Source organism: Solibacillus sp. FSL W7-1436, from assembly GCF_038007305.1.
Taxonomy (GTDB): domain Bacteria; phylum Bacillota; class Bacilli; order Bacillales_A; family Planococcaceae; genus Solibacillus.
On sequence record NZ_JBBOWV010000001.1, the window covers coordinates 1,169,497 to 1,196,032 of the forward strand.

At 36.1% G+C, this 26,536-nt stretch carries 25 protein-coding genes and 1 pseudogene; 6 read left to right on the forward strand and 20 right to left on the reverse strand.

Annotated features, from left to right (window positions below; genetic code table 11):
* Positions 1 to 108: 108 nt before the first annotated feature.
* The 5 genes and pseudogenes from MKX73_RS05875 to MKX73_RS05895 form a co-directional block, all read right to left on the reverse strand.
* Positions 109 to 1,236, reverse strand: a complete 1,128-nt coding sequence (locus tag MKX73_RS05875) for an S-layer homology domain-containing protein (protein WP_340716687.1) — start codon at positions 1,234 to 1,236, stop codon at positions 109 to 111.
* A 104-nt stretch (positions 1,237 to 1,340) separates the two neighbouring features.
* Positions 1,341 to 1,634, reverse strand: a complete 294-nt coding sequence (locus MKX73_RS05880; protein WP_340716688.1) for a DUF5316 domain-containing protein — start codon at positions 1,632 to 1,634, stop codon at positions 1,341 to 1,343.
* Positions 1,635 to 1,713: 79 nt separating this feature from the next.
* The gene (locus MKX73_RS05885; RefSeq protein ID WP_340716689.1) at positions 1,714 to 2,556 is read right to left on the reverse strand and encodes a M20 metallopeptidase family protein; all 843 of its coding nucleotides are present in this window, start codon (positions 2,554 to 2,556) and stop codon (positions 1,714 to 1,716) included.
* A pseudogene (locus MKX73_RS05890) lies at positions 2,543 to 2,749 on the reverse strand (MFS transporter); the annotation flags it as partial. The gene MKX73_RS05885 and the pseudogene MKX73_RS05890, both read right to left, overlap by 14 nt.
* A gap of 188 nt (positions 2,750 to 2,937) precedes the next feature.
* Positions 2,938 to 3,798 carry a LysR family transcriptional regulator gene (locus MKX73_RS05895; protein WP_340716690.1) on the reverse strand — a complete coding sequence of 287 codons (861 nt, stop codon included), beginning with the start codon at positions 3,796 to 3,798 and terminating at the stop codon, positions 2,938 to 2,940.
* A 140-nt stretch (positions 3,799 to 3,938) separates the two neighbouring features.
* On the opposite strand from MKX73_RS05895, the gene MKX73_RS05900 reads away from it, so the two are divergent.
* Both MKX73_RS05900 and MKX73_RS05905 read left to right on the forward strand, forming a co-directional pair.
* A complete protein-coding gene (locus tag MKX73_RS05900) occupies positions 3,939 to 4,907 on the forward strand; it encodes a DMT family transporter (protein ID WP_340716691.1) in 969 nt (322 codons plus the stop codon).
* Positions 4,908 to 5,056: 149 nt separating this feature from the next.
* The gene (locus tag MKX73_RS05905; protein WP_340716692.1) at positions 5,057 to 6,001 is read left to right on the forward strand and encodes an S-layer homology domain-containing protein; all 945 of its coding nucleotides are present in this window, start codon (positions 5,057 to 5,059) and stop codon (positions 5,999 to 6,001) included.
* Positions 6,002 to 6,068: 67 nt separating this feature from the next.
* On the opposite strand, the gene psiE is transcribed toward MKX73_RS05905, so the two are convergent.
* A complete protein-coding gene (gene psiE / locus MKX73_RS05910; RefSeq protein ID WP_340716693.1) occupies positions 6,069 to 6,497 on the reverse strand; it encodes a phosphate-starvation-inducible protein PsiE in 429 nt (142 codons plus the stop codon).
* A gap of 100 nt (positions 6,498 to 6,597) precedes the next feature.
* Positions 6,598 to 7,485: a LysR family transcriptional regulator gene (locus MKX73_RS05915; protein ID WP_340716694.1), complete on the reverse strand. Its 888-nt coding sequence runs from the start codon at positions 7,483 to 7,485 to the stop codon at positions 6,598 to 6,600.
* Between the two features lie 98 nt (positions 7,486 to 7,583).
* On the opposite strand from MKX73_RS05915, the gene MKX73_RS05920 reads away from it, so the two are divergent.
* Positions 7,584 to 8,351, forward strand: coding sequence for a sulfite exporter TauE/SafE family protein (locus MKX73_RS05920; protein ID WP_340716695.1), 768 nt, complete (start codon positions 7,584 to 7,586; stop codon positions 8,349 to 8,351).
* Between the two features lie 267 nt (positions 8,352 to 8,618).
* Here the strand turns inward: MKX73_RS05920 and MKX73_RS05925 are convergent, their stop codons facing one another.
* The 7 genes from MKX73_RS05925 to ltrA form a co-directional block, all read right to left on the reverse strand.
* Positions 8,619 to 9,332: a class I SAM-dependent methyltransferase gene (locus tag MKX73_RS05925; protein ID WP_340716696.1), complete on the reverse strand. Its 714-nt coding sequence runs from the start codon at positions 9,330 to 9,332 to the stop codon at positions 8,619 to 8,621.
* On the reverse strand, positions 9,329 to 9,538 hold the full coding sequence (locus MKX73_RS05930; protein ID WP_340716697.1) for an ATPase: 210 nt from the start codon (positions 9,536 to 9,538) through the stop codon (positions 9,329 to 9,331). The genes MKX73_RS05925 and MKX73_RS05930 overlap by 4 nt, the downstream gene beginning before the upstream one ends.
* A gap of 41 nt (positions 9,539 to 9,579) precedes the next feature.
* Positions 9,580 to 10,488 (reverse strand): aminoglycoside phosphotransferase family protein, encoded by a 909-nt coding sequence (locus MKX73_RS05935; protein ID WP_340716698.1) that lies wholly within the window; start codon positions 10,486 to 10,488, stop codon positions 9,580 to 9,582.
* Between the two features lie 91 nt (positions 10,489 to 10,579).
* Positions 10,580 to 11,287 (reverse strand): ZIP family metal transporter, encoded by a 708-nt coding sequence (locus MKX73_RS05940; RefSeq protein ID WP_340716699.1) that lies wholly within the window; start codon positions 11,285 to 11,287, stop codon positions 10,580 to 10,582.
* 116 nt (positions 11,288 to 11,403) lie between these two features.
* On the reverse strand, positions 11,404 to 12,081 hold the full coding sequence (locus MKX73_RS05945) for an ABC transporter ATP-binding protein (RefSeq protein ID WP_340716700.1): 678 nt from the start codon (positions 12,079 to 12,081) through the stop codon (positions 11,404 to 11,406).
* On the reverse strand, positions 12,082 to 13,194 hold the full coding sequence (locus MKX73_RS05950; RefSeq protein ID WP_340716701.1) for an ABC transporter permease: 1,113 nt from the start codon (positions 13,192 to 13,194) through the stop codon (positions 12,082 to 12,084).
* A gap of 336 nt (positions 13,195 to 13,530) precedes the next feature.
* Positions 13,531 to 14,790 carry a group II intron reverse transcriptase/maturase gene (ltrA, locus tag MKX73_RS05955; protein ID WP_340718855.1) on the reverse strand — a complete coding sequence of 420 codons (1,260 nt, stop codon included), beginning with the start codon at positions 14,788 to 14,790 and terminating at the stop codon, positions 13,531 to 13,533.
* A gap of 798 nt (positions 14,791 to 15,588) precedes the next feature.
* Here ltrA and MKX73_RS05960 point away from each other — a divergent pair.
* Both MKX73_RS05960 and MKX73_RS05965 read left to right on the forward strand, forming a co-directional pair.
* Positions 15,589 to 15,819: a hypothetical protein gene (locus MKX73_RS05960; protein ID WP_340716702.1), complete on the forward strand. Its 231-nt coding sequence runs from the start codon at positions 15,589 to 15,591 to the stop codon at positions 15,817 to 15,819.
* 3 nt (positions 15,820 to 15,822) lie between these two features.
* Complete coding sequence (locus MKX73_RS05965) at positions 15,823 to 16,533, forward strand: type II toxin-antitoxin system VapC family toxin (RefSeq protein WP_340716703.1); 711 nt, start codon at positions 15,823 to 15,825, stop codon at positions 16,531 to 16,533.
* A gap of 51 nt (positions 16,534 to 16,584) precedes the next feature.
* Here the strand turns inward: MKX73_RS05965 and MKX73_RS05970 are convergent, their stop codons facing one another.
* From MKX73_RS05970 to MKX73_RS05995, 6 genes are all read right to left on the reverse strand, one after another.
* Positions 16,585 to 18,471: a TnsD family transposase gene (locus MKX73_RS05970; protein WP_340716704.1), complete on the reverse strand. Its 1,887-nt coding sequence runs from the start codon at positions 18,469 to 18,471 to the stop codon at positions 16,585 to 16,587.
* Entirely contained in the window at positions 18,437 to 20,146 is a 1,710-nt protein-coding gene (locus MKX73_RS05975; protein WP_340716705.1) for an ATP-binding protein, read from the reverse strand. Before MKX73_RS05975 ends, MKX73_RS05970 begins: the two co-directional genes overlap by 35 nt.
* Complete coding sequence (locus MKX73_RS05980) at positions 20,127 to 22,301, reverse strand: Mu transposase C-terminal domain-containing protein (protein WP_340716706.1); 2,175 nt, start codon at positions 22,299 to 22,301, stop codon at positions 20,127 to 20,129. Before MKX73_RS05980 ends, MKX73_RS05975 begins: the two co-directional genes overlap by 20 nt.
* A gap of 29 nt (positions 22,302 to 22,330) precedes the next feature.
* Positions 22,331 to 23,137: a TnsA endonuclease N-terminal domain-containing protein gene (locus MKX73_RS05985; RefSeq protein ID WP_340716707.1), complete on the reverse strand. Its 807-nt coding sequence runs from the start codon at positions 23,135 to 23,137 to the stop codon at positions 22,331 to 22,333.
* Between the two features lie 265 nt (positions 23,138 to 23,402).
* A complete protein-coding gene (locus MKX73_RS05990; protein ID WP_340716708.1) occupies positions 23,403 to 23,882 on the reverse strand; it encodes a hypothetical protein in 480 nt (159 codons plus the stop codon).
* Between the two features lie 288 nt (positions 23,883 to 24,170).
* The gene (locus tag MKX73_RS05995) at positions 24,171 to 24,605 is read right to left on the reverse strand and encodes a hypothetical protein (protein WP_340716709.1); all 435 of its coding nucleotides are present in this window, start codon (positions 24,603 to 24,605) and stop codon (positions 24,171 to 24,173) included.
* Between the two features lie 673 nt (positions 24,606 to 25,278).
* Between MKX73_RS05995 and MKX73_RS06000 the strand changes: the two genes are divergently transcribed.
* Positions 25,279 to 26,322 carry an IS1595-like element ISBsp6 family transposase gene (locus MKX73_RS06000; RefSeq protein ID WP_076611814.1) on the forward strand — a complete coding sequence of 348 codons (1,044 nt, stop codon included), beginning with the start codon at positions 25,279 to 25,281 and terminating at the stop codon, positions 26,320 to 26,322.
* Positions 26,323 to 26,536 lie beyond the last annotated feature (214 nt).

The window sequence follows — 26,536 nt, forward strand, 5'->3', positions numbered from 1 at the left end:
GAAAATAATATCTTAATATCGCAGTCTTCTGAAATGTAATTGAATAATCTCTGCTGTATGCGCCTATAAAAAAATCCCCTTCTCTAAAAAAAGAAGGGGAAATTATTGTTATTCTTCCATCGCTGCAGCTGCAGTCAGCATGTTATCGTAGTCTTCTTCATCATAGACCAGATTATAGATTTTCCATTGACCGTCTTCTGTTTTCTTTAAGTAGGCCGTTCCGGATAAGTCTAATGTCATTTCCAGATTAAAGTTGATTTCCGGGTCAGTCATCTTAATATGAACTTTCAAATCATCAATTTTTACTGCGGCAAAACGTTTATTCAGTGTAATCAACTTACTTGAATACTCGCCGATTTTTTCAGATGAACTTGAACCAGTCGAAAAATCTGCGTCTTCCAATAGCAACTGGCTATCAAGGGAATATGCTAAATAGTAGCCTGTTGTTGTTTCACGATAGAGCGCATCCATATCTTCTACGTTTTCCGTGTCTGAAGAAAACTCAAACTCTTTATCAATATAACGATTCACTGTTGCAATGATTGAAGCTTCATCTTCTGCTTCACCACTCTCCAAATGCAAGGCACGGTCAATCATCAATACTGCATGAGAACGCTTTGCATAATCATTCGGTTTAAATGTTTCTCCGTAGCCATTTACAATACCGGCACCTGCTGTTTTCACAATCGCCTCATAAGAATAGCTGTTTGGATTTACATCGATAAACATTTTTCCTGTTTTCGAAAAATCAACTGTTCCATTAAATGCGCGATAAATCATCGCAGCCATTTGAGCACGTGTAATTTTATCGTTCGGTTTAAATGTACCATCTTCTTTACCGGTAATAATGCCTTTACTGCTGGCAATCTGAACAAAATCATAATACCAGGCAGAAGTGTTTACATCAGAGAACTCTTTTTTAATATCACCGGTTTTTAAATTCATTGCGTTCACTAAAATCTTCGTAAACTGTGCACGCGTAATGCTATTTTCGGGCTTTAAAAGAATTGAAGTGTATTCGTATACTTCTCCATCTTCTTCATAAACTGTCGGTTCTTCATATCCATCGATAATATTTGCATATAAGAAACGCTCCAACTGCTCATATGCGCCATGTTCATAACTTACATCATCCATGTAATACTGATCGATCGTTTTTTCTGCTGCCGTCGCTGGCGTTACAATAATAAAACAAACTGTAAAAATTAATAAAAATGCTAATTGAATTACCTTCAATCTAGTTAACCCCACTTCTCCAAAATCTATAATACCTTAACATATTACTTAAACAGAATTTATATGAATACAAGTATATTTTGGTAATATTTTTGAGAAATAAATTAATAGCCTAAATAGTAGTAAAAGATGAATGCGACAGCAAAGATAGGAACCGCCATTATCAGGGAACGCCATGCAATCTTATTTCTTTGAACCCAGTTTTCTTTCGTTTCATTTGACCAGTTTGCCCGCATTCGATCTCCATTTACAAAGGCTCCCGAGAAAAGACATGCCACAATTAGAAAGATAAAACCCATTCCGCTTGTAATATTGGAAATCATATGAACATCCCAAATAATAACAGCGATTAAAATACCTATTAAAGATAATCCTGTACCAATTAGCAAATATTTCATATTTACTCCTCCCTTCTCCTATATACCTAGTTAGTTTGGAAAAGGTTTCAAAATAGACAAGTACAGCGAAAACTACTTATCAGGCATCCTCTGGAACTAAATAATAATGTACGATACTTAATAATCCCTTCGCTGAATTTTTCATTGCCCGTTCATCGATATTAAATTTTGGATGATGATGCGGAAATTGAGTGGCGGGATCCTCTGTAGCTGAACCAGTATAAAAATAGATTCCCGGAACCTGCTGGAGATAATAGGAAAAATCTTCACTTGCCATAATAGGGGGTATTTCAATTACGCTTAAATGGTCGATATTATTCAGCAAGTCTCTTACAATTTCTGCTTCTTTATCGGTATTTACTAATGGCGGATACCCTCTCTTATATTCCAGCTCATAAGTGGCCCCGTAGGTTACTGTGACATTATTGAGAATATGGCTCAAAACCGTTTTGACATTATCCCTTTGTTCCTCGTTAAATGTACGAACCGTACCTGCAATCGATGCTTCTTCGGGGATAACATTTATTGCAACACCGGAATTGAACATAGTAATCGCCGCCACTACGGGTTGTACCGGATCAACTTTTTGGCTCAGCAACAGATGAACTTGATTGACTATTTGTGCACCTATCACAATTGGATTGACTGAAGTGTGGGGAGCAGAAGAATGTCCGCCTTTACCGATTATTTTAATTTCCACATAATCGCTGGAAGCTGTTGCACTCCCTTTTGGTACGGTAAAGTTCCCCAATGGAACAGAAGAAAGTAAATGATTGCCGAAGATCACATCTACTCCTTCCAGCACCCCTTCTTCTATCATTTGAATGGCTCCTCCCGGAAATTGTTCTTCAGCAGGCTGGAATATGAATTTAACCGTTCCGTGCAACTGATCTTTGTATTTGCTTAATGTCAGCAAGACCACCTGCTGCTACAATGAACATCCCTGAGAATAAAGCTGATAAACTAATCGCAATATTAATCGTACCAAGCGAAATGCCTAAATCTTCTTGAACAGCTGGTACAACGTTTACCATTGTCTGTGCAAATAACCAGAATGTAATAACACCGAATACAATTCCGATGATCATTTTATTCGTGCCTTTATAAGTATTCATGAAAAATCCTCCAATATTTTTAAAGCATAAATATAATGTCTTCAAAACTCTTTAAATCATACTTTCCACCAGTAAAACAATTGGTCAAAAAAAAAGAAAAAACAATCGCTGCGGTAAATACGCGGCAATTGCTTTAAATTTAAATACTTATATTAATCACCAGATAATCACATTCCCATACTCCATGTTTAGATTAACTGTCTATTATGTTGAATCGTTTCAATAAATTTTTCGATCGTTGTCGTTAAGTACGCATCTGCCCTGCGGATAAAAACTGTTTTAACTTGGCTGTATTCACCTGGCAATTGAAGACAAGTGATTTCTCCGCTTTTTTCCAGGTGGGCTACTGCCGACCTTGGGACAAATGATACGCCGAGCCCCATTGCAACACTGCGTATAATCGTTTCCAATGTTCCGAACTCCATTACCTTTTCGGGCATTGCACCTTCTTGCTCATACCATTTTTCCAGACGTGCCCGGTAACCGCAGCCTTTTTTAAAACAAAGGAACGGTTCATCTTTCAGCCCCTCCAATTTCTTCTTGCGGGGCTCCGTAATGAGGACAAGCTCCTCATCAAATACATCATATGCTTCAAGATCCGGATGAACATTTGACGCTGTAATAAAAGCTCCGTCCAATTTATAATTCAATACTTTTTCTTCTAACTTTTCCGTGACCCCTGTTATTAGTGACAAGTCTACATTTTCATAGTTTTTTATATAGGAAGACAAGATATTCGGTAAATGATACACCGTTTCCACTGTACCGATTTCCAGTTTGCCGATTGGTTCTTCTTTATTAAGGACGGCCCGCTTCATTTCATCCGTCAGCAATAATATCTTTTCACTATAGGCCAATAGTTTTTTTCCTTCGGGAGTTAAAATCATTCCACGACGATGTCTGTTGAACAATGGTGTATTTAACTCCACCTCAAGCTTTTGAATTCTTGATGTAATATTCGATTGTACGTAATTCATCTCTTTTGCAACTTCCGTAACAGTGCCTTTCTCTGCAACGAGCTGAAAAATCTCCAAATCTTTAAACTCCATCCTTTTCCACCATCCTTATATAACCTACTATTATGGTATCAAAGATTATGATATTAACAATGTTTTTTATTCATTTTACGAGATACCATTTCAATTGTAAGATGATGTAGATATTAATTGAATGAAAGAGGTAATTAAGATTGAAAAATAGCGTTTTTATAGGTTCTGTTCTTTGTTTTATAGCTGCAGTATCATGGGGGGCAATGTTTCCGGTAGCACATGATGCGTTTAAACATATAGATCCTTTCTACTTTACTATTTTCAGATATGGCGCAGTGACAGTCATTTTAGTTGCACTGTTATTATGGAAAGAAGGAAAGAAAGCTTTCCGTTTTGAAGGGAAGGGCCTGCAGCTTTGGTTTTTCGGAACAATGGCCTTTACAATATACAATTTGCTTATTTTCTGGGGCGAGGATATGCTCGGACAATCCGGTGTTATGACGGCTTCTATAATGGAATCGCTGATGCCGATGATTTCGATTGTCATCTCGTGGATGATTTTTAAACATCGTCCATCCCTGTTTACATTACTCTGTGTATTGCTGTCATTTATCGGGGCGGTATTAGTAATTACTAAAGGCGATCTTCAGGCATTTTTAGGCACGACGGGTCAGTTTATTCCGTCACTGTTAATCTTTATCGCTGTTGTTGGCTGGGTAATTTATACAATGGGTGCCAATGAATTCAGTCATTGGTCTGCTTTGCGCTATTCTACCTTGAGCTGTTTACTTGGAACGGTAACCGCGTTGTTCGTTACTTTAGGTGCAACAATGTTCGGTGCTGTACCGGTGCCGGCAGTAAATGATGTAGTTGCAGTAGGTCCGCACTTACTGTTTATGATTATTTTCCCGGGTGTTATCGCTTTATTGGGCTGGAATATTGGCGTTAGCTACCTGACCCCTTTAAATGCATTACTGTTCATCAATTTCGTTCCTGTTACAACTCTGTTTATTTCCATTGTTCAGGGGAATGCAGTAACGGTATTTGATATTGTTGGAACAGTGTTGATTATTATTGCGCTGCTATCTAACAATATGTATTTAAGAATGCGTGACAAAAAAAGAACCCATCATTCGGTGCAATCTACATGGAGTGAAGGGGTTTCCTAACTACAACCAGGCTTAAAAATAAGCGTATCTATCAAATAAGATAGATGCGCTTATTTAAATTCTCTTATTTATATAGTTCATTGTAATATTTTCCTGACAATGTTATCTTTTAGGTTAATTTACTTTAAAAATACAAAGGAGTTGGTAAAGTGAGAAAAACGATTGCCTCCATCAGTATTGCGTTAGGCATGATGTTTGCAGCCGGGGTGGATGTCAATGCTGCGACTGTTCACTACAAAGACGTCAAGGAATCGGACAACTTTTATCCCTCTGTTCAGTATTTACTGGATCAAAAAGCAATTAGCCGGACATTGCCGCAATTTAGACCATATGAAAATATTACGCGTGGACAAGTTGCAAGTATACTGGCAAAAGTATTGGATGACCGCTTAAAAGAAATTGAATATACGGAATGGTACAGTGGTGCGAACTTTATTGATGTGCCAAAAACAGATCAATTTTTCCCTTACATTAATAAGCTGGACTGGAACGGGATAATGCGCGGGTATTATGTGAATGATTCTTATTCCTCTCCAAGGGCTTTCGGTATTAACCAGCCCCTAACGCGCGGGCAATTTGCCGGAGTCATTGTAAAAGCATATGAAATTCCGTTAATTCAATTGCAAAGCTACAAAGACAGCGGCGCTTCCCCATCTGATATATTTAACGGAAATGATTTTACGTATCCTTGGGGGCAGGAGATCGCAACACTTCAAACAATCGGAATTTTAAGTGGTTACGAGGACGGAAATTTCAAACCAAGTACACCGATTAAACGTTCCCAGTTTGCAAATATGCTTGCGAAAGCTGCAAATGGCGAACTGTATTTCTTAAATCAAAACAACCTGCTCAATGACTTTGAACATCTAGGTATTTCTAAAGATACCGCAATGGAAAAGATCAAATCATTAACTAATAATACAACTGTTAAATATTTAGCTTCCTATAGAGATGTACGATATTTAAATGCTGTGACTATGGCAACGATGATCTATAAAGAAGGAGACATTTTGTTCGAAGATATTAATGTGAAAATGGCGGTTTCAAAAGATGCGAACGGAATGTGGAAACTGAATGTTGAAAAGATCAATTAATAGAAGTTAGATTATATCGACCAGATGGCTAATCTTATTGATTAGCCTTTTTTTAATAAGTTGAAGCTTAGATTTTTCTGTTTGGTCTCTCTCTCGGTGTAATGTTGATAATATAATAGCTAACAATCAATATCAGGATTACCCCTGCAAAAATGAGTGTATCTATCGCAGAATCATGTTCGACAATAATAAGCCGGAGCATTGCCGTAATTCCAATATACATGAAATAACGAAGCGGGAAATGATAATCTTCTTTAAAGTATTTCACTATCATCGTGATAAACTCGAAATACAGGAAGAATACTAAAATTTTTGCCAGAAAGTATTTGTATTCATGCTTTTCCCCGTTAAATATGAACTTTAAAAGCTCGACCATTTCAATGATAAGCATGACACAAAGAGCCAACGCCAGTACTGTTAAACCAATATTCAAAATCACTTGCAGCACTTTCGGAATGATTTCTTTATAGGGCTTAGGTTTGGATAAAAACTTCATTTATTCACACCTCCAGACGTTATATTTTCAGATTATTTCATCCTTGGAGGTGTGTCAATTTTGTAAGCGATTACTATTCCAAAAAATTTTTCACGTTGATTTAAACTTCTAAATCACTTAGGTTTCTTTTAAAATATTGAATAAATGGATGCTCCCTCTTATCCACTTTTCTCGTACAACTGAATAGGCTCTGACTGATTTCCACCTGATCTACAAAGACACGCGCAATGCTTCCCTGTGATAACTTTTCCTTTACACTGCATGCTGGGGCAATAGCCATCCCATACCCCGCTTCGACAACTTTAATCGATTCCAGTACACCTTCTATTTGTAAGCCGAACCTCGGTAACGGGCAATTATGCGTATAAAAAATGGCCTCCATCAAATCCAGTGTTGAACTGCCTCGTTCCCTATATATAAAATCATGTTCACTTAGTTCAAAAATCGATACTGTTTTATTTGCCAAAGGATGTGTTGGATGGACAACAAACCAAAATGGGATATCCATTATTTTTTCAAAGTTTAAATCTTCATGACCTATATTGCTTTGCACAACAAAACCAAAATCGACTTTATAATCGAGAACAAGACGCTCAACAGATTGAACATTTCCTAATGAGACATACATATCGATATTAGGGTTTTCCGATTTATAGCCTGCAATGATTGGCGGCAAAATATAATTTGTTGAAATATAGGAGGAAGCAATTTTAATGTTCTCCTTTTTTTCCAAAAAGTTTTTAAACTTTTCATCAATCTGTTCCTCCAGATGAAATAATCGCAACCCTTGCTCATAAAGAAATTCGCCTTCATATGTGAGCTGAATCCCTCTACCTTTTCCTTCTATAAGTTTAACTCCGATTTCTTTTTCAAGTTTGCGTATTTGCACAGTAACAGCAGGCTGACTGATATGAAGGAATTTTGCTGCTTCTGTTATACTGCCCAGCTTTGCAACATTTGTGAAAATTCGCAGTGTATGTAAATTCATTTTCTCACCCACTCATAACTTATATTTATGAATATACAAAATATATATATTTGTTTTATGAGTAGTATAGCAGTATTTTGTGAGTAGGGGGGATTTGTATGGAGAACTTATTTATAGAGTGGCTATCAGTAGATGGGCTCATTTTATTTGCAATCGGCATACTTGCTTCCATTGTAGGGGTCATGTTTGGAGCTGCAGGATTCGTATTGCTTCCTTCCTTATTGTTAGTCGGCATACCCATTCATGCGACTGTCGCAATTAATAAATTTGCAACAGGTATATCTTCATTTTCGACCGTCATTGTTCTGACACTGAAAAAAAGAGTATCACTCAAAAAGATGATTCCTTTTATGCTGATTTCTGCAATTGGCGGTATAAGCGGGGCGTTTTTAGCGACAAGATTAGCGGAACATACGATGAATATTGTTGCTTGTACGGTGTTGATCGTGATGTTCTTTTTCGTTATTAAAAAGAAGAAAAAGGAAGTTGTAAATGAACAGCCGGACATCGAAAAGAAAACTAATTTAATCGCACCCTTTTTTATTAGTATTTATGATGGCGGGCTAGGAACAGGGTCTGCACTGCTAAACATTACATATTTTCTGAAGAAACAAGTCGGCTATGTAATGGCGGCAGAGATGACACGTTTTTTAATGTTTGCAAGCTGTACGACTGCTTTTTTATTTTACTTATTTTATGGGATTGTTAATTGGGGAGTGGCCGTTCCGGTAGCTGTCGGATCGATTGTCGGCTCACATATCGGTCTGAAAATCATTCCTTATTTAAAAGGGAAATGGGTTGAAATTCTGCTCCCCATTATATTTTTCCTTTTAATTATCCAAGTGATATCGGATTTACTATTTTAATACTGTAGCTGGGACAAACTTAGCTGTCCCAGCCATTATGAATTATTTAGAAACAAAAGAAAATAGCTCCCTGCAAAAACAAACATCGCAATTCGTGTAATAATGTAAACCGCACGTTCAGAGGATGTAAGCTTGTTTTGTTTCTTCAACTTTTTAAAATGCCAATAAAAATATACACCACATATGAGGAGGATCACTCCCGAAATTTGATAAGCATTTTCCAGTATGTTATCCAAAAAATCCTCTCCTGTTCTATTATCATTCAAATCATTTTATACAATGAAAGACATACGATTTTGCCTGATTCGTAGCCGGCTGTAATTTAAAATCTTCATAAGCGTCCACTGTCGAAAATCCCGCTTCTTTAAGAGAGGACGAAATTTCTTCAAAGCTACGGAATATTAGCTGAACCTTTGCTTCGTATGTAATATCCGTATTAACATTTTTGATTTTTTCATAAAAGGTAAAAACATTCCGATCCAGTCCTTCATATTCATCCCAGTACAGCAACGGGTCCCCTGTATGAACATCTTGAAGCTCGTCTACCGTCTCATCTTTTTGCCATTCTTCCCATACTTTAGCTTGAGGATTCCGCGCATCAAAAATAAAGTACCCACCAGGCTTTAATGCTTTAAATACATCCTGCAGTACACGATTCCAGCTCTCTTCCGAAATAAAAACCTGCGCCACATTCGCTGTCATGATTACTGCATCATACGAGTTAACTGTCAGGTCCTGACTATCACCGACTATCCATGAAACCGACTCTGCATGAGCTTTATTTTGAGCTCGAAGAACCGCTTCTTCATTTGGGTCGATTCCAGTTACTTCATAACCGGCCTTTGCCAATTCTATCGTTACCCGCCCTGTACCACAGCCCAAGTCGGCAATCTTTTTAGCTTTTGTTAATTGGAGCAGCTCCATGAAGAAATCATCTTCTTTCCCCCATGTATGAAGCTGGTCGTAGTAATAGGCAATCATTCAACTTCCCCTGCCTTCCTTTTAAGCATCCGTTCAGTTATTATTCCTACTGCTGCCCCTACAAAGACTGGCAGTAAAGCAATTTCAGTATGCGAGAGGGAAATTTTAAATATAAGAAAATTTAAGTCAGCTAAATAACCGATAAAATATAAAACGGCCATTGCTGCAAACGAGGCAATTAATGGAATCCAAAATACTTTTCCCATTATTTCATCTCCGTTCTATTCTATTTATTGTCCATTAGCTTTTAATCAACCAAATTTAATTCTCCTTTATACCAAGTCGGTACAGGATTGTTCATACCGTCAAACCATTCCAGAACATTTTTTGCCTGATTTTTCATTACGTTTAAATCGTCTTCCCCGTAATCTACAGCCCAAGGAAGGGATGACAGCATATTACTGCTTATATAGAATGCAAGCAACGGGAAAAATTCCATCGGCGGTGTTCCGTTAAAATATCCGTTAAGCTGCCCTGTAGCAAAGTATGGACTGGTATCGGCACTCCACACTATCCGGTTAAACTCTTCCCACGGATCTCCATAGTCACTGCGGTTAAAGTCAATTACATACAGCTCTTTCTGAGGGGATATAATCATATTTCCAACATGGAAGTCACCGTGATGAAAACATTGCTCCCTGCCTTCCAGGAGGTGTCTGTTCTCTTCAATATACCGAATAATTTTATCGTCACCAGCTATTTTTACATCACAGTCTTGGTACATTTTAATTTTACTGTCCGCTTTACGATTAAATCTTGTTCCCCATTCTTCCTGCTCTGCTGGTGCAGGAATGCTGTGAATTCCCTTCAGTATTTGCCCTGATTTTACCCCTAGTGAATATTGTTCAGCTTCTGTCAGGTTCGGCAGTATCTGCTCCGCATCTTCACCGTCACACCATACAAAAATCGTATAGACACTTTTGCCATTGTCACATAATCCAAAATCGACAGGCCGTGAAACAGGCAAGCCCCTTTCAGCTAAGCAATTTATAATTTCATACTCATTTTTCTTTTTATCATACTCCGCGATATCGCATATGCGAAGCAACAGCCTCTCATTTGTAACTGTTTCTATATAGTACTTTTTATCGTCCGACCATCCTTTATGGATCGCTTCAATTTTCTTGAATGTATCGTAGTTTTTTATATCGACCATAAATTTCCTCCATTTGTTAGTAATTGCTTTTAGTAGTTTAACATATATATGTAAATAATTTTCCAAATTAGTTAAAATTGATGTTCTAAATTTAAAGTAAGTGCAGATAAAATCCGATTACTCCAAACCCGATAAATGTGCCGCATAAAATTTTGAAGACTGAAGATTTATGAAGTGCCGGATATAAGATTTCCGATATGGTGACTATAAAAATCATCCCCATAGCGAAACTCATGAAGATAGTATTAAGTAACGGGTGAACAAGAAAACTACCGATAAAAACCCCTAAAGCTACTGGAATCGAAACGAGAAGTGAAATTATTAAAACAGTAAATATGTTGAATCCAGCCAAAATTAAAGGGATAAACAAAATTATTCCCTCGGGAATACTATGAAATAAAAGTGTTTGCAGTAATGCCTTTGCAAGATCGGGTTGTTGATTGGCCCCTAACGTTATTCCAATCGGTAAATTGTGAACCGCAAAACTAAGCATTAATAATATTCCAGTTCGAATATATAAGTTCTTTTTAGCATGACTTTCTTTACCTTGTCTAAAGTTCAATCTGCTATGCAGCACTTTGAATAGCATCATTCCTAGAATAAACCCAATAATCGTACTTAACCAGTCGCCTGATTCTACAGCTTCCGGGAGTATTTCAAAACTGATCAAACCTAGAATTACCCCTGTACAAAGCGCATAAATAATATGTGCCCTTTGGTTAATTCCTTTAAAGAGCCAAGCGATCATGCCACCAATGAATATCCCTGCAGAAGTCCATAAAAAACCTAGTACCCACATCGTTATCACCTTTCACTGAGTATAGTTAGTCGTATGGTTAGTGCAGATGATTTATGAAAATAAAAAAACCGTATTTAAAGTAGGGGTTTACTTTAAATACGGTAAATATAATTTTGTTATCCTTCCAGAGTTAACAGCCCGTCTTCCATACGGTAAACTTTATCGCAAAACTCCAGCATACGTTCGTCATGGGTTACCATGATTGCTGCTTTGTTGCGTTCTTTAACTTCTTTTCGGATTTGCTTTACGACTTCAAATGCACGCTTTGAATCTAAGCTTGCTGTTGGTTCGTCCGCTAAAATGATGTTTGAATTATTCACAAACGCACGGGCGATTGCAACACGCTGGCGTTCCCCGCCAGAAAGCTCATTCGGGAATTTGTTGAACTTATCACCCAACCCTAATTCCGTTAGTAATGTTTTCGCAAACTTTGTATCTTCTGCTTTAACTTTACCTTTCATTTTACGCACTAGCAGCAACTGATCTAACACCGTTAAATACGGAATTAAATTTGATGTTTGTAAAATGAACCCGACATCTGTTAAGCGAAAAGCCGATAAATCTTTTTCCTTCATCTTGCCGATATCTGTACCGTTAACAAGTACTTCACCAGTCGTTGGCTGAAGCAGTGCCCCCGCAATCGATAAAAGTGTACTCTTCCCTGAACCTGATGGACCGATAATAGCGATGAACTCGCCCGGGTTGACTGTAAGAGATACATTTTTAAGTGCATCAACTGTAGAGTCCCCTTCTTTGAATGATTTCGTTACGTTTTTCAGTACTAAGCCTGTCATTTATTCCACTCTCCCAATCGCTGTTAAAGGATCAATTTTTGTCACTTGGCGGGCTGAAATAACAGAACCTAAAACAGATACAATTAATAACACAATCGCATATAAAATAACCATTTTAAAGTCTAGGTTAAACGGCATTCCCTCTGGAAAAACAAGAGCTGTCAAGTAGGTTAATACAATGCCGGCAATAATGCTGATCAGTGATAATACGAATACTTGTGAAATAATAGATTTTTTAATAAAACTGTCTGATGCACCGATTGCTTTCATTACACCGAACTGCTGTGTTTTTTGCAAAATGAATACATAGAAGAACACCGCAATAATAACTGCTGAAATGATGAATAAGAAGGCAAGCATCATATAGATTGTTCCGCTTTCTTCTTTATAACCCGGCATCCCCATTACAGCTTCTGATTTTGTAAATGTTTCAATTTCATCGAAGTTATTTTCGATCTTTTCAGCGTCAATGTCTGCACCTTGCAGCGCAATCATTGCTACCGGACTCTCTAAACCATTGTCTGACCCTGGTGCTGCAAATGCATAGCTTTGCCACACGTCCAGGTTTACAAATACACTTGGTAAATGGTTGAACGTTTCTCCTTCTGTAATACCGACTACTGTTAATTCGATGCTTGAGCTTGTTACTTCAATTGTATCGCCGATCTCATAGCCTTTTTCTTGTAATGACTCGTCGATGATTACACCCATTTTGTCTTCAGCAGACAATTGCTCACCTGCTACAACTTTTGGTTCGATAAACTTACCTGGTTCGATTCCAAGGAAAGCTACGTCTACTTTATCTTTCGCATCCGGTGACTTCACGATAACAGTTGATTGTCCGAATTTTGCTGCCTCTTTGACACCATACTGACCTTCAACATCATCGGCAATCGTACCTTCTACCTTCGTTTTCATCATTGTTGCTTCAGAGCCTTCTTCATAAATAAAAAGATCTCCGTCAATATTTTTCATCGTTGCTGCGGCTAATGACGATAAACCATTACCTAGTCCCGATAAAATAAAAACAAGCCATGCGATAAGCATAATAATCGCGCCAATCATCATGAAACGTTTTTTTGCGTGTTTCATTTCTTTAATTGCTAAAAACATTTTAAATCCTCCTTAGTTTATATATGAACCGATTCTTCAATTCTTCTAATTAATAGAAAACTGATCACCTCTAAATAACTTATCTTATTTTTAAAAACTATAATTCGATAGTAAATTATAGTTATTAAAAATTGGATAAATATAATTTTCTTCCATTTCGTATTATAGTATAGACCTCAAATGTGAACTTTATATAAACTATTTAATTTTTTATACAGAAATTTCGCTAAAGATGATTAGCTATATTAATAATCGAGTAGGAGGTTAGCCATTAATTGGCTAACCGACCTCTCACACCACCGTACGTACGGTTCCGTATACGGCGGTTCAAAAGTTTTATGTAGGATTAATGATTGTAGCGAGGTTTTTCAACTTGAGTTTTAACCAATATTTATTGTTTAATGCTCGGTCGATGATTGGATTATTTGAGGAGCGCCAGTACCCTTTACGAGTATTGGCCATTCTATAGGCATCGTTATGGTTGATACCTAGTCTTTTGAGGTTTCTATATTTTGTTATGGTTCTTTTCCATTCTTTCCATCGACATGCCCTTAATCTTCTTCGAATATGGCTATCTATTTCCTTTGCGTAGGATTTTATGTCGGCAATTTTAAAATAGTTGCCCCATCCTTGAATGAGATAATTGATTTTCTGAATGCGCGATTCCATATCAATTGAGTAATTACGATTTGTAATATATTTTAGCTTTTCTTCGAAACGCTTCTTTGATTTCTTTGGCACGTATACTCTGATTACACCTCTGGCGTTATAGAAGCTCACACCTAAAAATACACGTGCTATCGGCTTTCCCACTGCTGATTTCTCTTCATTCACTTTTAATTTAAGTTTCTTTTCGATAAATGTCGTGACGCCTTCTTTAACTCGTTCTCCTGCTCTTTCACTTTTGACATAAATGTTGCAGTCATCTGCGTAACGAACGAATTTATGATTGCGTTTCTCTAGTTCTTTATCAAGTTCATGAAGGATTACATTACTCAGTAATGGACTTAACGGTCCACCTTGTGGCGTACCTTCTTTTGAGTGAATAAAAGTTCCGTCTATCATGGTACCAGCGTTTAAGAAACTTCTTATTAGCTTTAATGTCGGTTTACATAAAATATATTTCGCCATGAGTGACATCAGCTTGTCATGCTGAACTCTATCAAAGAATTTCTCTAAGTCGATGTCTACGACAAACTTATGACCTTCCTCAATATAACTTCTTGCTTGTTCAATTGCTTGATGAGCACTTTTATTCGGGCGAAACCCATAACTATAGTTACTAAACATTGGGTCTAGTATTGGGGTTAACACTTGTACAACCGCTTGTTGAATAACACGGTCTGTAACCGTGGGAATTCCTAATAGTCGTTTCCCTCCATCTGGTTTGGGAATTTCAACTCTTTTAACCGGTTGCGGTTTATATTTACCTGTTTTAATCATTTCGATAATCTGAGTATTATTCTCTTTTAAGTATTGGCGGGTTGCCTCTATATCTTTCGCATCGACACCGGCTGCACCTTTATTTTTACGCACTTTCTCAAAAGCTTCGTTCAAATTATCTCTGCTTATTATTACGTTGATTAATCCTTCCATATGTTCGCGTGTATAGAGAAATGCACATGATAGATTCCACGCTAAACCTAAACATGAGGTATTCCGTACCTTACTTTTAGGGTAGCCCTTTCGGTTCTGTATCTTCATCTCCATGTAATATTCTCCTTCACGTTCACTCCTTTCGTTCAGCCCTTCCCATTGCTGGTACTATGGCTTCTGCTGACTTCTGATGATTCAGCTGTACATCACTGCACAGGTTCCTCTGGGGTTATTCATCAGATCTCCCGGGGTAAGCCTGCCCACTTTCCTCTCATCTATCTGCCGCATTTATTGACTCATCTTCCGAGGATATTTGGGACTTCAGTTTGTTTAGCAACCTTATCCAGATGAATCAACCTCATACGATTCGTATTCCTCAGACCAAGATTTTGCCTAGGACTTCCTTCAGATTCCGCGTCGCCACGGACACCCTTGTCTTCGGCTAATGGTTCGCATATCCCAACGTCCACAGTGAACTTTCATCACCTAGTTGGCAGACATGCCCGGCACACTAAAAAAACCGTTCGCTTAATAGATAAGCGAATGTTCAAAGACAAAAAAGTCGGGAACTATGATATGTTCAAACCCGCATTCTATCGTTCAATATGACAAACACTAAAAGTAAAAGTCGGGAACCACTCATTTTTATTCCATGACAAAAAAGTCGGGAACTATGGAACGCCATAACTTGCATTCATACGTTTTAATATAAAGGAGTTTTTCATTTTTAAAGAAACCAAGCATATATTGAATAAAATCCATGAAATAGGGGATAAGTGTAAAAAGGAGTCGATCCCTATGGACAAACATTTTAAAAAAATGTATAATTTTACAAATAATAAAAAAATAGGAGTGGTGGACTTGACAATAGATATCCCAGTTAAACCCCCTGAAAAAGTTGATAATACGGTAAATCAAAAAATTAAATCACTTAAATCCAACGACATTCATGAAATGGTCAAAGCATTAGGTTTAGATGGAAATGCTTTTGGCCAAAACCTGATGGATGTTTATAAGCAAAGTAGGTAAAAAATGATTAAAAACAATCCTATGGGAACTCAAGCATCTAAATATTACGTAGATGCTTGTTTTCTTCTAACAATGACACAAGCAAACGATAGCCGATATCAAGCTGTAATTGATTTCATTCGAGAATCTGGAAAAAGTAATGTGACATACACAATTAGTAATCACGTTTATACTGAAGTCTATAACAATATTTTCAAATTTATCGTCAAGAGGGCGTTGTCAACTTTCCGTCGATACCAATCTATAATACATAAAAAAAATGGAAGAATTGACTTTATTCCTGAGAAAGAAAGGGGTTATCTTGTAGAATTAGAAGCAGTCCAATATCTCAATAAAACAGCTTCTCATAATTTTACCTATTATAAGCAAAATCCAGAAAGTTTATATATTCCTGACCTAATAAAGGAAGCAAAATCAAATGAAAATAAAATTCATTTATTGGATTGTTTCTATAACAAAGCGAAGGATTTATATGATGGGATAATCCTAATCATTGAAAGACAAGGAGTATATTTCTCACATTTGGATTCAAATGTGGATGATTTACAAAACGCTATAAATTATCAGCTAAATTATCAACTCGACTCTACTGATTCACTACATTTAGCAATTGCAATCAATAATGGATGTGATAAATTTATAACTCTTGATGGTGATTTCACTCACCCTAGACTTTCGTTGAATGTGCCCTTAGTAATTGACAAAATAGCATGATTTTTAAAACAAGTCACCCTCTTAATTGAGGGTGACTTGTTTACTCAAAGATTAATTATTAGTGGATTCATACTCAGTTACCCTAAGCGAAATATACCGTTTAACTTCACCCGAAACCGTCGGTCGAAGCCCTGCCTTTTTGTATATTTTCCATTCGATAATTGGTTCACCCTCTTCTTTTAACTTTTTTATGCAGAATTCGATACGCCTTTTTTGAAAGGTTACTACATCCTCTGAAACTTTACGGATAAAATCCATCGTTTTTGGTAGCTTGTCCGCTTTCTTCTGTAATAACGAAAATCGGTTTATTTCCTTTCCGAGAGAAGTTATTGTGATTCTTGTAGGTTTATCAGTAGCAACATCCCAACTTTGAACCACTTTCTTTAAAGCATTCACCATTTCTTCATCTCTATTTTCCCAGTCCACTCGGTAATTAGGAGGCAGAACTCTTTTCTTACTTGGCGAGAATTCATTTAACCACTCTCGGTCGTTTCGATACAAAAAGGCATAAACATCTGGTACCAATCTTCTGAGTTCCGTTTTCGACTTTTCAGGATATGACGTTTGAGTTTCCAACCATTTATTCTTTCTTTCAGCAAGCTGATTTTCATATTCTTCAGAAGGAATATTAGTGTTTTTCTTTTTATTTTTGGGAGATTTCCAAGGAACAATCAACTCCAACTCGGCAGCGTATTTTTTGACTGTTGCACGATCAGCATGCAAATCTCTCGAAATCTCTGTAAGTGATTTACCCTCACTCACTAATTCAGTTAGTTTCCCTTTCCAAACATGTCCATATTCTTTAATCCTGCCAATTCGATATTTGTCTGCCGATATTTTATCGGGTCCTTTTCTTGAATAAATAAAACCACAGTCACATCGAAAGGTTCCAACTGGCTTCCTCGTATCGTAGTCGATTGTTATTGTTAACTCTTTAACAACAGACTTCTGAAAATTTGAGCAAGCTACATTCAAACATAACCACGGAGCTTTATCAAAGGGCTGATACTTATTTTTATCTAATAAATGATCCAAATTGGTATCTAGAAATAACATGACTAATAAATGCCGAATCGGGTGAAAGGATTTACGGTGCTTTTGGAATATCATAGTAAGCCAATCAGTTTCTTCTAATACAACCGTAGATTGTAAAAGTTCCAAGCAACGCTCAGAGAATTTCGCCCTAAAGCTGGTGTATAATCGATTTCGTTTTAAAATGCCATTTGAAGTTGCATAGTCATTTTGCTTTAAAAACTCTTTATATTTTTGCTGCAACGTGTTATTCGTTTTTTGAAGATGACTGTTTATTAATAACGCATAAGATGCTTTTGCAATTTCTAATAACAATTGAACTTCATCTTCCTTTAATCCATCGGTATTCATTTTTTTCCTTTCTACCGTTGAAGTTGCAATTACATACTCATGCTGATTGATAGCCTTGGTAGAAACAACTGTTTCTTCTAAAACCGTTTCATGTTTAGGACAAATATAAACACCTGGACATTGATGAATACGACGCCAATACGTTTCGCCACAAGTATTCATATCTTCTTTGATACAATCACTACATACCCAAAGGTGAGATTTTAATTTCACATTACTTGCTGAAACGCCTATGCGAGTATGAATCGTGCTACCCTTATTGCCAATCATGGATTGCTTTACTTGATCAGCTTGCTTTGGTAATAAAAAAGCAGCATAATACGGATACATTGTATGATTGAAAATTAACTGATCCGTATTCCAATAAGACCCTGTTTGATTGAGTAATATGTTTAAGTTTGCTGGTAAATCCCAAACTGATCTAATTGTCCTTTTTCCAAACAGTTCTTCAGTTGTCACTTTAGGACTTATATTTCCAGACCTAACATGGTACCTTGCTAGAACACTATACAATAATTCGTCAGGATACGGCGTTGGAAACCAATTCAACATCATCTTCATCCTCCCAGAACTCGTCTAATGGTTGTTTAATAATAGCTTTATCCAAAAAGTATTCATGAACAGACTTTTTCTTTTTCCTTGCTTCTTGCATTAATTGAATCAAGTAATTTTCGCTTGTTGTTTTTGCTTTCTTTTTCACAGCTTTGCTTTCCGCCTTCATTTCATCCTTGTCAATTAGGAGTTTTACTGTTTCTTTTAGCAACGTCGGTTTTTCGACATCTTCTCCAAAGTTGTTTAATACGCTTTTTACAGCACGCTCAATTTCCTTTGGTTCAAAATCCATTGATAATAATTGCAAAGTCATATCTTCTAAAAGAGATTGCTTCATTTTTTGTCGTTTCTGCTGTTGCAATTTCTTTTGAATGCGAATTTTTTCTTGCAAGTCAACGGAAGCTTTGTATCTTTCCATTTCTTCATCTATATCAATGGGACGAATATCCTCATACTTGGCAATTTCACTTGGAATACCTGACTTCAAAGCATCTAACATTGGTTTAACCAATCGCAGACTATCTTTCGCCACTTGTTGGATTATTTTCTTGCTTATTTTTTCTGTGCCAGTCGAAATTGCACTGACCTGAGATAGCATAAAAAGTTTGATTGCAATATCAATAATCCCTTGACTCTCTTCGTATAAAAAATCACTGAGTTCTTCAGTCAAAGGTGTGTAATCAGCTGTCCATTGATACTCCCACATCCCCTCCAAAAATAACTCCCATGACGTATCTTTTGGCATTTGTGACCAGACCATATCTCCCTGACCGCTTCCCCGTCTTGCTTGACGAAACTCACTTTGCAAAATAGAAATCGCTTTATTGGTACCAACCATTAAAACAGGAATGCCGATGGTGTTCACCAGCGTGACAAAAAAGTTTAGCATTTTATCCGAACCGCCACTTTTACTAAGGCTGAGGTGCTGAATTTCATCAATAATGAGTAATCCAACCCCATGCAGGCTTGCAAGGTGTGCCATTCGTTGAAGCATTAAATCAGTCGTATTTCGCTGAGCACCGAACTTATTTAAATAGTTGGAACCTAATAATCGGTCTAATTCTGAAAAAAAGCTAATACATAGCCCTTTCAATGATCCATCAAAAGGGCACTCTAACTTCATCCAACTAATTTGTGTGAAAATAAACGGTTTTCCCTTATAGTCACGGTGCTTAATCAATTGCGGGTAAAAAGATAAAACCCGTTCAATTGCCGTTGATTTCCCAATACCCGAAAGACCAATAATCGTAAATCCAGCTGCTGTTCGTTTCACCTCGGTTTGATAGTTTTTTAAAAATTTCCCTGCTTTTATCGCTTGATAACTCTCATGCACCCGCATGACTTCTTCTCTCTTCATTGGGTTTCGGTGCAAGTATCCTTGACGAATGGCTCTTGAAATGCGTTGTTCTAAATCTAAGTGCGTTTCAAATGGTTGAAAGTATTGAAATAATCTCTGGACACAATGAAAACGATAATTAGGGTTTAGAACACGTTCTTTTTCATCAAACGATGGAAAAACTGATAATTGTTCGATTACTTCATCCTCCGTAAATATTGGCGGCAGTGCCTCAATTAAAGGATTAGATTCATAATCTTGTACAATTTGTTCACTATATATAGCGTCTACTATTTCTTTTCCGTACAACAGTTGCCTATCATTAGTGACTAACTCTTGCATTCTTTAATTTCTCCTTTTGCTTTTGACGTAATAATTCAATCTTTGAAACGCTTTGTTGGGTAATTGTTTCTTCCATAATCGGTTCAGGTACATCGGGTTGTTCCAGTCGATTTGCATCTGCTAATAAAAAGGTTTCTGCTTTACGCTTTACTTCTTTTTCTATTGAGCGATTTTCACGAATTCCTTTTACTTTTTGATTATTGCTCAGATCAATTTTTTCTTGATTTAGAGATTTCTGTGCCTTTTGGACAATGTGTTCAATATCACTTGCTAAATCAACTTTGTTTTGTGTTTCTTCATGTGCAAACTGTTGTTTCTTTAACAATTCGTAAGCAAAGTAATACTCCACTTCTTCCATTGTCTTACCTGCGTATTTCTTATGATGGTCTAACAATGTGGCTACTTCATAACTTTTACCATCTTCACTCGGCAAATAAATACGGGACATGTCGCGTGGATCGTAACAAATTGGAATTTGCCAACTCTTTTCTCTTGCCTCCCCAAACCAATTCTCTTTCAATGCTGTATCGCTACTAAAACGCATTTTCTTAAACTCAATTCCTTTATACGTTACACGGGCATTTGCGGTCGGTAGCAAATGCAGTTTCACAATATCTTCTGAGTACGAACGAAGTTTACCAGAGCGATTCTTAATACCCCAATTCCACAATTCTCGTGGAATAAGTGAGATTTCATCTTGAATCATCATTTCATCCTGATTGTAATTTTTTAACCAATGATGATTGTTATGATGGAGAACGCATTTGATGATAACGCTGGTAAATTCCTCTAATGTTAACGTTGCATCTAATCGGTAATCTCTATCTCCTCTAACTCTTACATCTGTGTCCACAACGCCAGGAAGAAATGGTTTGATACCAGTTATATTAATGATTCTGAAATGTTGCTCAACTATTCCTTTCCAATCTGCTCGATATGGCGGTGTATTCTCTACCTTTATATTAAAAGCAGAGATAAGACGCTCAACATTGTAGCCTTCCAATTCGCCACGGTCAGCAAGGAATGTCTGGGGTAGGTAATGACAAGCCCATTCTTCCTTTTCAATCTCAATACTGTATTGTCTACAATACGAAACTTTATCACTAGCGGTATTAGCAAGTGCCATCATTGCTCCAAACCAAGATGGTCCCTCAAGCCCGACATATAATCCAACCACCATACGGCTAAACACATCAATCACTACATAAATGACAGGACGACCAATAATCCAGTTCCGATTAAATGAACTAACAATATAAACATCTGCAACTGTTGCATCAATTTGATATTTCGTTCCTGGTCCATATAAATCACCAACTGAAGTACCTAATACAGCCCGATGGTTTAATTCATATTTTCGGTTTCCTTTTCGGTTACGAATTTTTTCTTCAGATTGATAAGTCTTTTCGTACCAATATCGGAACTGTCTAAAAGAGGGGATTTGATCTTGGTCTAACAGAATGGGTTTCTTTACACCATTATCATAACGATAATCTGCCACAAAGAAGGTTTTAAGTATTAAATCATACGTCGTGGCTAAAGAATTTTTTTTAACGGTATGATAAAACCTTTTCACGCCAACTTCAAACGTTCTTTTAATTTCATCAGTGACAATAACTCCTTTTCCGATTATCGTTTCAAACTTTCTTCGTCTCCCGTTTTTCTGATCTTTATAAGTTTTCTCTTTCCCTCTACCTCCAGAGTTCGTATAATTAGGTAACAATGCGCTTTTTACTTTGCCTCTTTGCCAATACTGAACCATGTACTTATAAAACAATCGTTTGTTTTTTCCTGTGTTTTCAACTGAGAAACGAACAAGCTGACCCCTTTTATCTCTTTCATATATATCTGGTTCTTGTAAAACCATGCTTTCGATACTTTTCCATCGTTCATCTCGCAGTGTTTTATTTTTGTCTGAAATTTGTTTCTCATCTTGATAGACAAAGGCATAAGGATCGTTATCGACTAACGTTAGCAATTGGTCATTAAATAATTGCTGCAAGTCTGAGACTTTCCGCTTAATTGGTAATGCTTTTTCATTTTCAATATTAATGGTGTAACAAATTACATTACCTTCATCGATCCATAGAATACGCTCTAATTGTTTTTCACCATTCGCCTCTTCAAAACTAATAATGTCATTAATGACAAACATTAAATTCATTCCTTCTTATTCAGTAATATTTATTTAAATACATCTTCACACCAAAGGTGCGTATGAATCTTTTGATTAATATCTACTTTTAGTTCTTGGTGTGCAATTAAATGCTTTAAAATTTCTAATCCCATACCGTTACCTAACTGGAATTTCTTATCAAATTCCGTAACCATCTCAATAATTGATGTATTGTATTTTTTGATGAAAGTTTTCATTTGTTCGGTATAGGTATGGAGAGTTGAAATTGGTAAGTCTTCTATTTCGAAATAAGAAGAATGAAGCCATTCAACATTTTCTATTAATTTCTTTGGTAGCTCTTTTTCCGTAATAATCCCCCAATCAACTCCTTGTTGTTCCCAATAGGACCGTTCAATTTCAAATTTCTCTATGGTTCTTTCGTTTTCTAATTCCTGTGATGGCTTTATCGTTCTTGCAACATGGGTAGTACCTTCTGAATTAGATAATGTGATAAGGAAATCTGTGGTCATCACGATTGGAATTTGTGACTTGGGATCTGTTGGGTGTTTAAACCCTTTACTTTCAGCGATGAATAGCGTATCTTCTCGCGTAAGTGGATATTGTTCTCTTATATCAACAACAGCTCGATTCCACTCTAATACATAAAAGTAATCGCGTTCTAATTTGGATAAGAATTGATGAATTCGATTTGTTTTCCAACCTTTGGCTCTCGTGGCTAATCCATTAGACGGGAAGTCTTGAATGTTTATCCAAGGCTTATAATTCGCCCCCGTTCCCTGACCACGGCCTTCTTTTTCCATTTGGGCAATTTTCTTTTCCGTTAATTGCGTGTTCCTTTTTGCGATAATTATCACTGCCTTTCATCTTGGTTGTCTGTTCCTATCTTAGTTAGTACTATTCTGCTTTTCATGCTGTAAAATTTTCTAGCTTGAGATAGTCAAAAAATCACAAAAGATATAAATACAATTATTTTTTATAACCTTTTTTAGAAAATATATTTTTTTTGCACTTTTTAGGTAAAATACAATTTACTTATAAAATTAAGTTTTATCCAAAAATGTAAATTATAAACTACATAAACGTGTTTTTAAAAAATAATATTAAAAAGGACTTGGATTATTACTCCAAGTCCTTACGAATAGATAAAAAGCTATTAATGATATGTACATTATTTCGGAACGTTTCTTTGTTTTCATTTGCACAATACTTTAATGCATTGATAAACAATACTTTAATTTCTTTTATTAATAGATCATCATCAAGATTAATATCTATATCTCGTGGCAATGGTTGATCTTGAGTTGAAATAATTAATAAGTCTCTCCAAGTATTGGCAGCGGTAACTTTCCCCTGAAAAATCGCTTTAAAACCACCATCCACAGAGAGTTCGTCCAAAGTTAATAGATACCCTTCGAGATATTTAATCGATATTTTTTCTATTTTATTTTGCAAAAAATTTTCTACTTGTTTTTTTAATTCAGAAGGCTTTACATCCGTATTGAGTTTGTATTTTAAGGTTTTCCTCAATTTAATTAAGAATTCCTCGTATTGTTCATCTTCCATTACTTTGATAGCACGCCTAATGTTTTCAGTATACAAATTTCCTCCCCCTAATATTTGTTATTCCTTCTGATTTCTATTTGTTGTTGTAAAATCCCTTCAATGAAACAAAAAACAATCCATTGAAAGTTAACGGGTTCGGTTGATGGGGAGAAAAGTGCAATTAACCACGTAAATAACAGGTTAATCAGCGTATATTTCAACAGCTACACTAACACTATAATTGACAATAAAAAACGCTCAGTTTCTGAGCGTTTTTTGCTGTATTTTATTAGCTAATTTAAATTTCATCTACCCGATGGGAAGTGAGGAATTACCTGGAGGAAGTTATTCCAAATAAAAACCAATTGAATATTCAATCCCATCCTCACCTCTGTATTTTCTTGGTGCAACTTTATTTAAAGTATAACTAAATTTTGGATTTCCCTTCACTTTAATCGTATAAGTGTCTTTGTTCTTTAATACACTGTATTTTTTATACTCTCCAGGAATTAGTTCCGTTTCAGTGATTGTAAAATGCTTGTTGAAATCTTCTTTGGTAGAACCAATAATACGAGGAGGGTGCATAAATGAATTTTTTATTACGAGCGTCCCATCAATAGAATAGATCGCGTATTGCGTAGCACTGGTTTTGCTTGTTTGTTCTAGATAAAATCCTTCCCATTCCGATGTAACATTATTGTTCTTTTGCAGAAAAGTAAATACCAAAATTAAAATCAATATTATCCCACCAAGCAATATAACCAATATTTTTTTCGACATTCTCATCCCTCTTTCTTTTTTTAAAATATTTTTACTTATCAGTTATACGAGTTTCAAAGCAAAAAAGACTCATAAAATAGTAATAGGTTTGGTTGATGGGGAAATGCACCCGAACGCTAATACCTTTTTCAGAATTGTTCAATTTTACCATATAATTATTTTAACATAAATTTCCTATTCCCCTTTTAGAAGAAAGAATTCAGTTTGATATTAAGCGAACAATTAACACCCGTTTTGACATAGAGTTTAACAAGACCGCATAAATTTATGTGGTCTCTCCAAGTTGTATGTGAATTGTTGTGCTAATTAAGGTGTTAAATCATTAGGGATTCTGATATAACAACAAAAATAAGGACACCAATTTATATATGAATTGGTGTCCCAAATATGCTGCTATTTAATGTTTTTTCCCCATCAACCGAACCCGTTAACTGAAAGTTGAATCGTGCTTTTAATTAAATTGTACAATTAAATAAGTAATTACCTGTCTTTGTTATCATTCTACATTTCGGAATTCCTCTTCTTGCATTAAGCACCCGTTAGTTCAATATATTTCTAATTCATTCCTTAAGTCTTTTAAGAGAATGGCTCTGTTAAAGTTAGTTGTTGATAATTGATTTTAAAGAACGAATGTTCTATAATTGAACTAACTACATTAGGGTTGGTGATGATTGTGAGAGCGACTGAAATCCTTAAAGCCATTCAAAAACTAAATCCCGCAGAGAAGCACAGATTGCGTGAATATTTAATTGATGCACTAAGAGCATCAAGTTCGACTGGAACCGTTCTTCACGAAATATCTGAACGTAAGAATAAGAATGGGTATGAATGTCCTGATTGTACATCAGAACATATTGTTCGCTTCGGTAAATATACAACAATCGTTGATGGTGAAGAAGTTAAAAAGCAACGCTATCGCTGTAAGGCTTGTAAAAAGACATTTACCGACCTCACAAATACAGTTCTCTATCGAACTCGTCACCTTAACCAGTGGATTAAATTTATTGAGTGTATGATTGAAGGTTATTCTCTTCGGAAGTCTGCTAACTTAATCGGCAACATTACTCACGTCACTTTATTTTATTGGAGGCACAAACTATTATCATCGTTAAAGCAAATGGAAATACCAAATTTTGAAGGTATCGTTGAAATGGACGAGACCTATTTCTTGTACTCAGAAAAAGGACAAAGAAAAATTAAAGGTAGAAAACCTCGCAAACGTGGTGGTTCAGCAAAGAAACGTGGCATAAGTAATGAACAAGTGTGTGTATTAGTTGCAAGAGACCGTGACAAGACCACTATTTCGCAGATATTAGGTATGGGTAGATTAACGAAAGTACAGTTAGATAAAGCCATCGGGCATAAGCTTTCAAATGAAAATATACTATGCACGGATTCTTGGCGTGCATTTAAAACATATGCTGCTGAAAAGGGAATGGATATTTACCAATTCAAGTCCGATGGTAAAATTCGTACAAAGGGGCTTTACCACATCCAGAACGTGAATAATTATCATAGAAGACTAAAAGGTTGGATACAACGATTTAATGGTGTTGCGACTAAGTATTTAAACAATTACCTTGCTTGGTTTCAGGTCTTAGAAAGTATCCAACATCAAAGAAATGAAGTAACAATGAATGATTTGATAATCAGAGGGAATTTAGTACAGAATTCAGAAACTTATGATACAATTAGGTTAACTAAATTTGCTGTTTAAACAGTGTTTCTTATTCAACTAACGGGGCAGGATAGTTTAAGTGTATTTCTTCACAACAACTTGTACTTTGAACTATGAAGTGTTAATATACTATTAATCGAAAGGAGAGATGGGTGGACAATGAAGAACTAATCTAATTTTTAACAATTGAAATAGTATATTTCAGTTTAAAAACTTAGGATTAGTTTGCCCATTTTTTCATATACTAAATAAA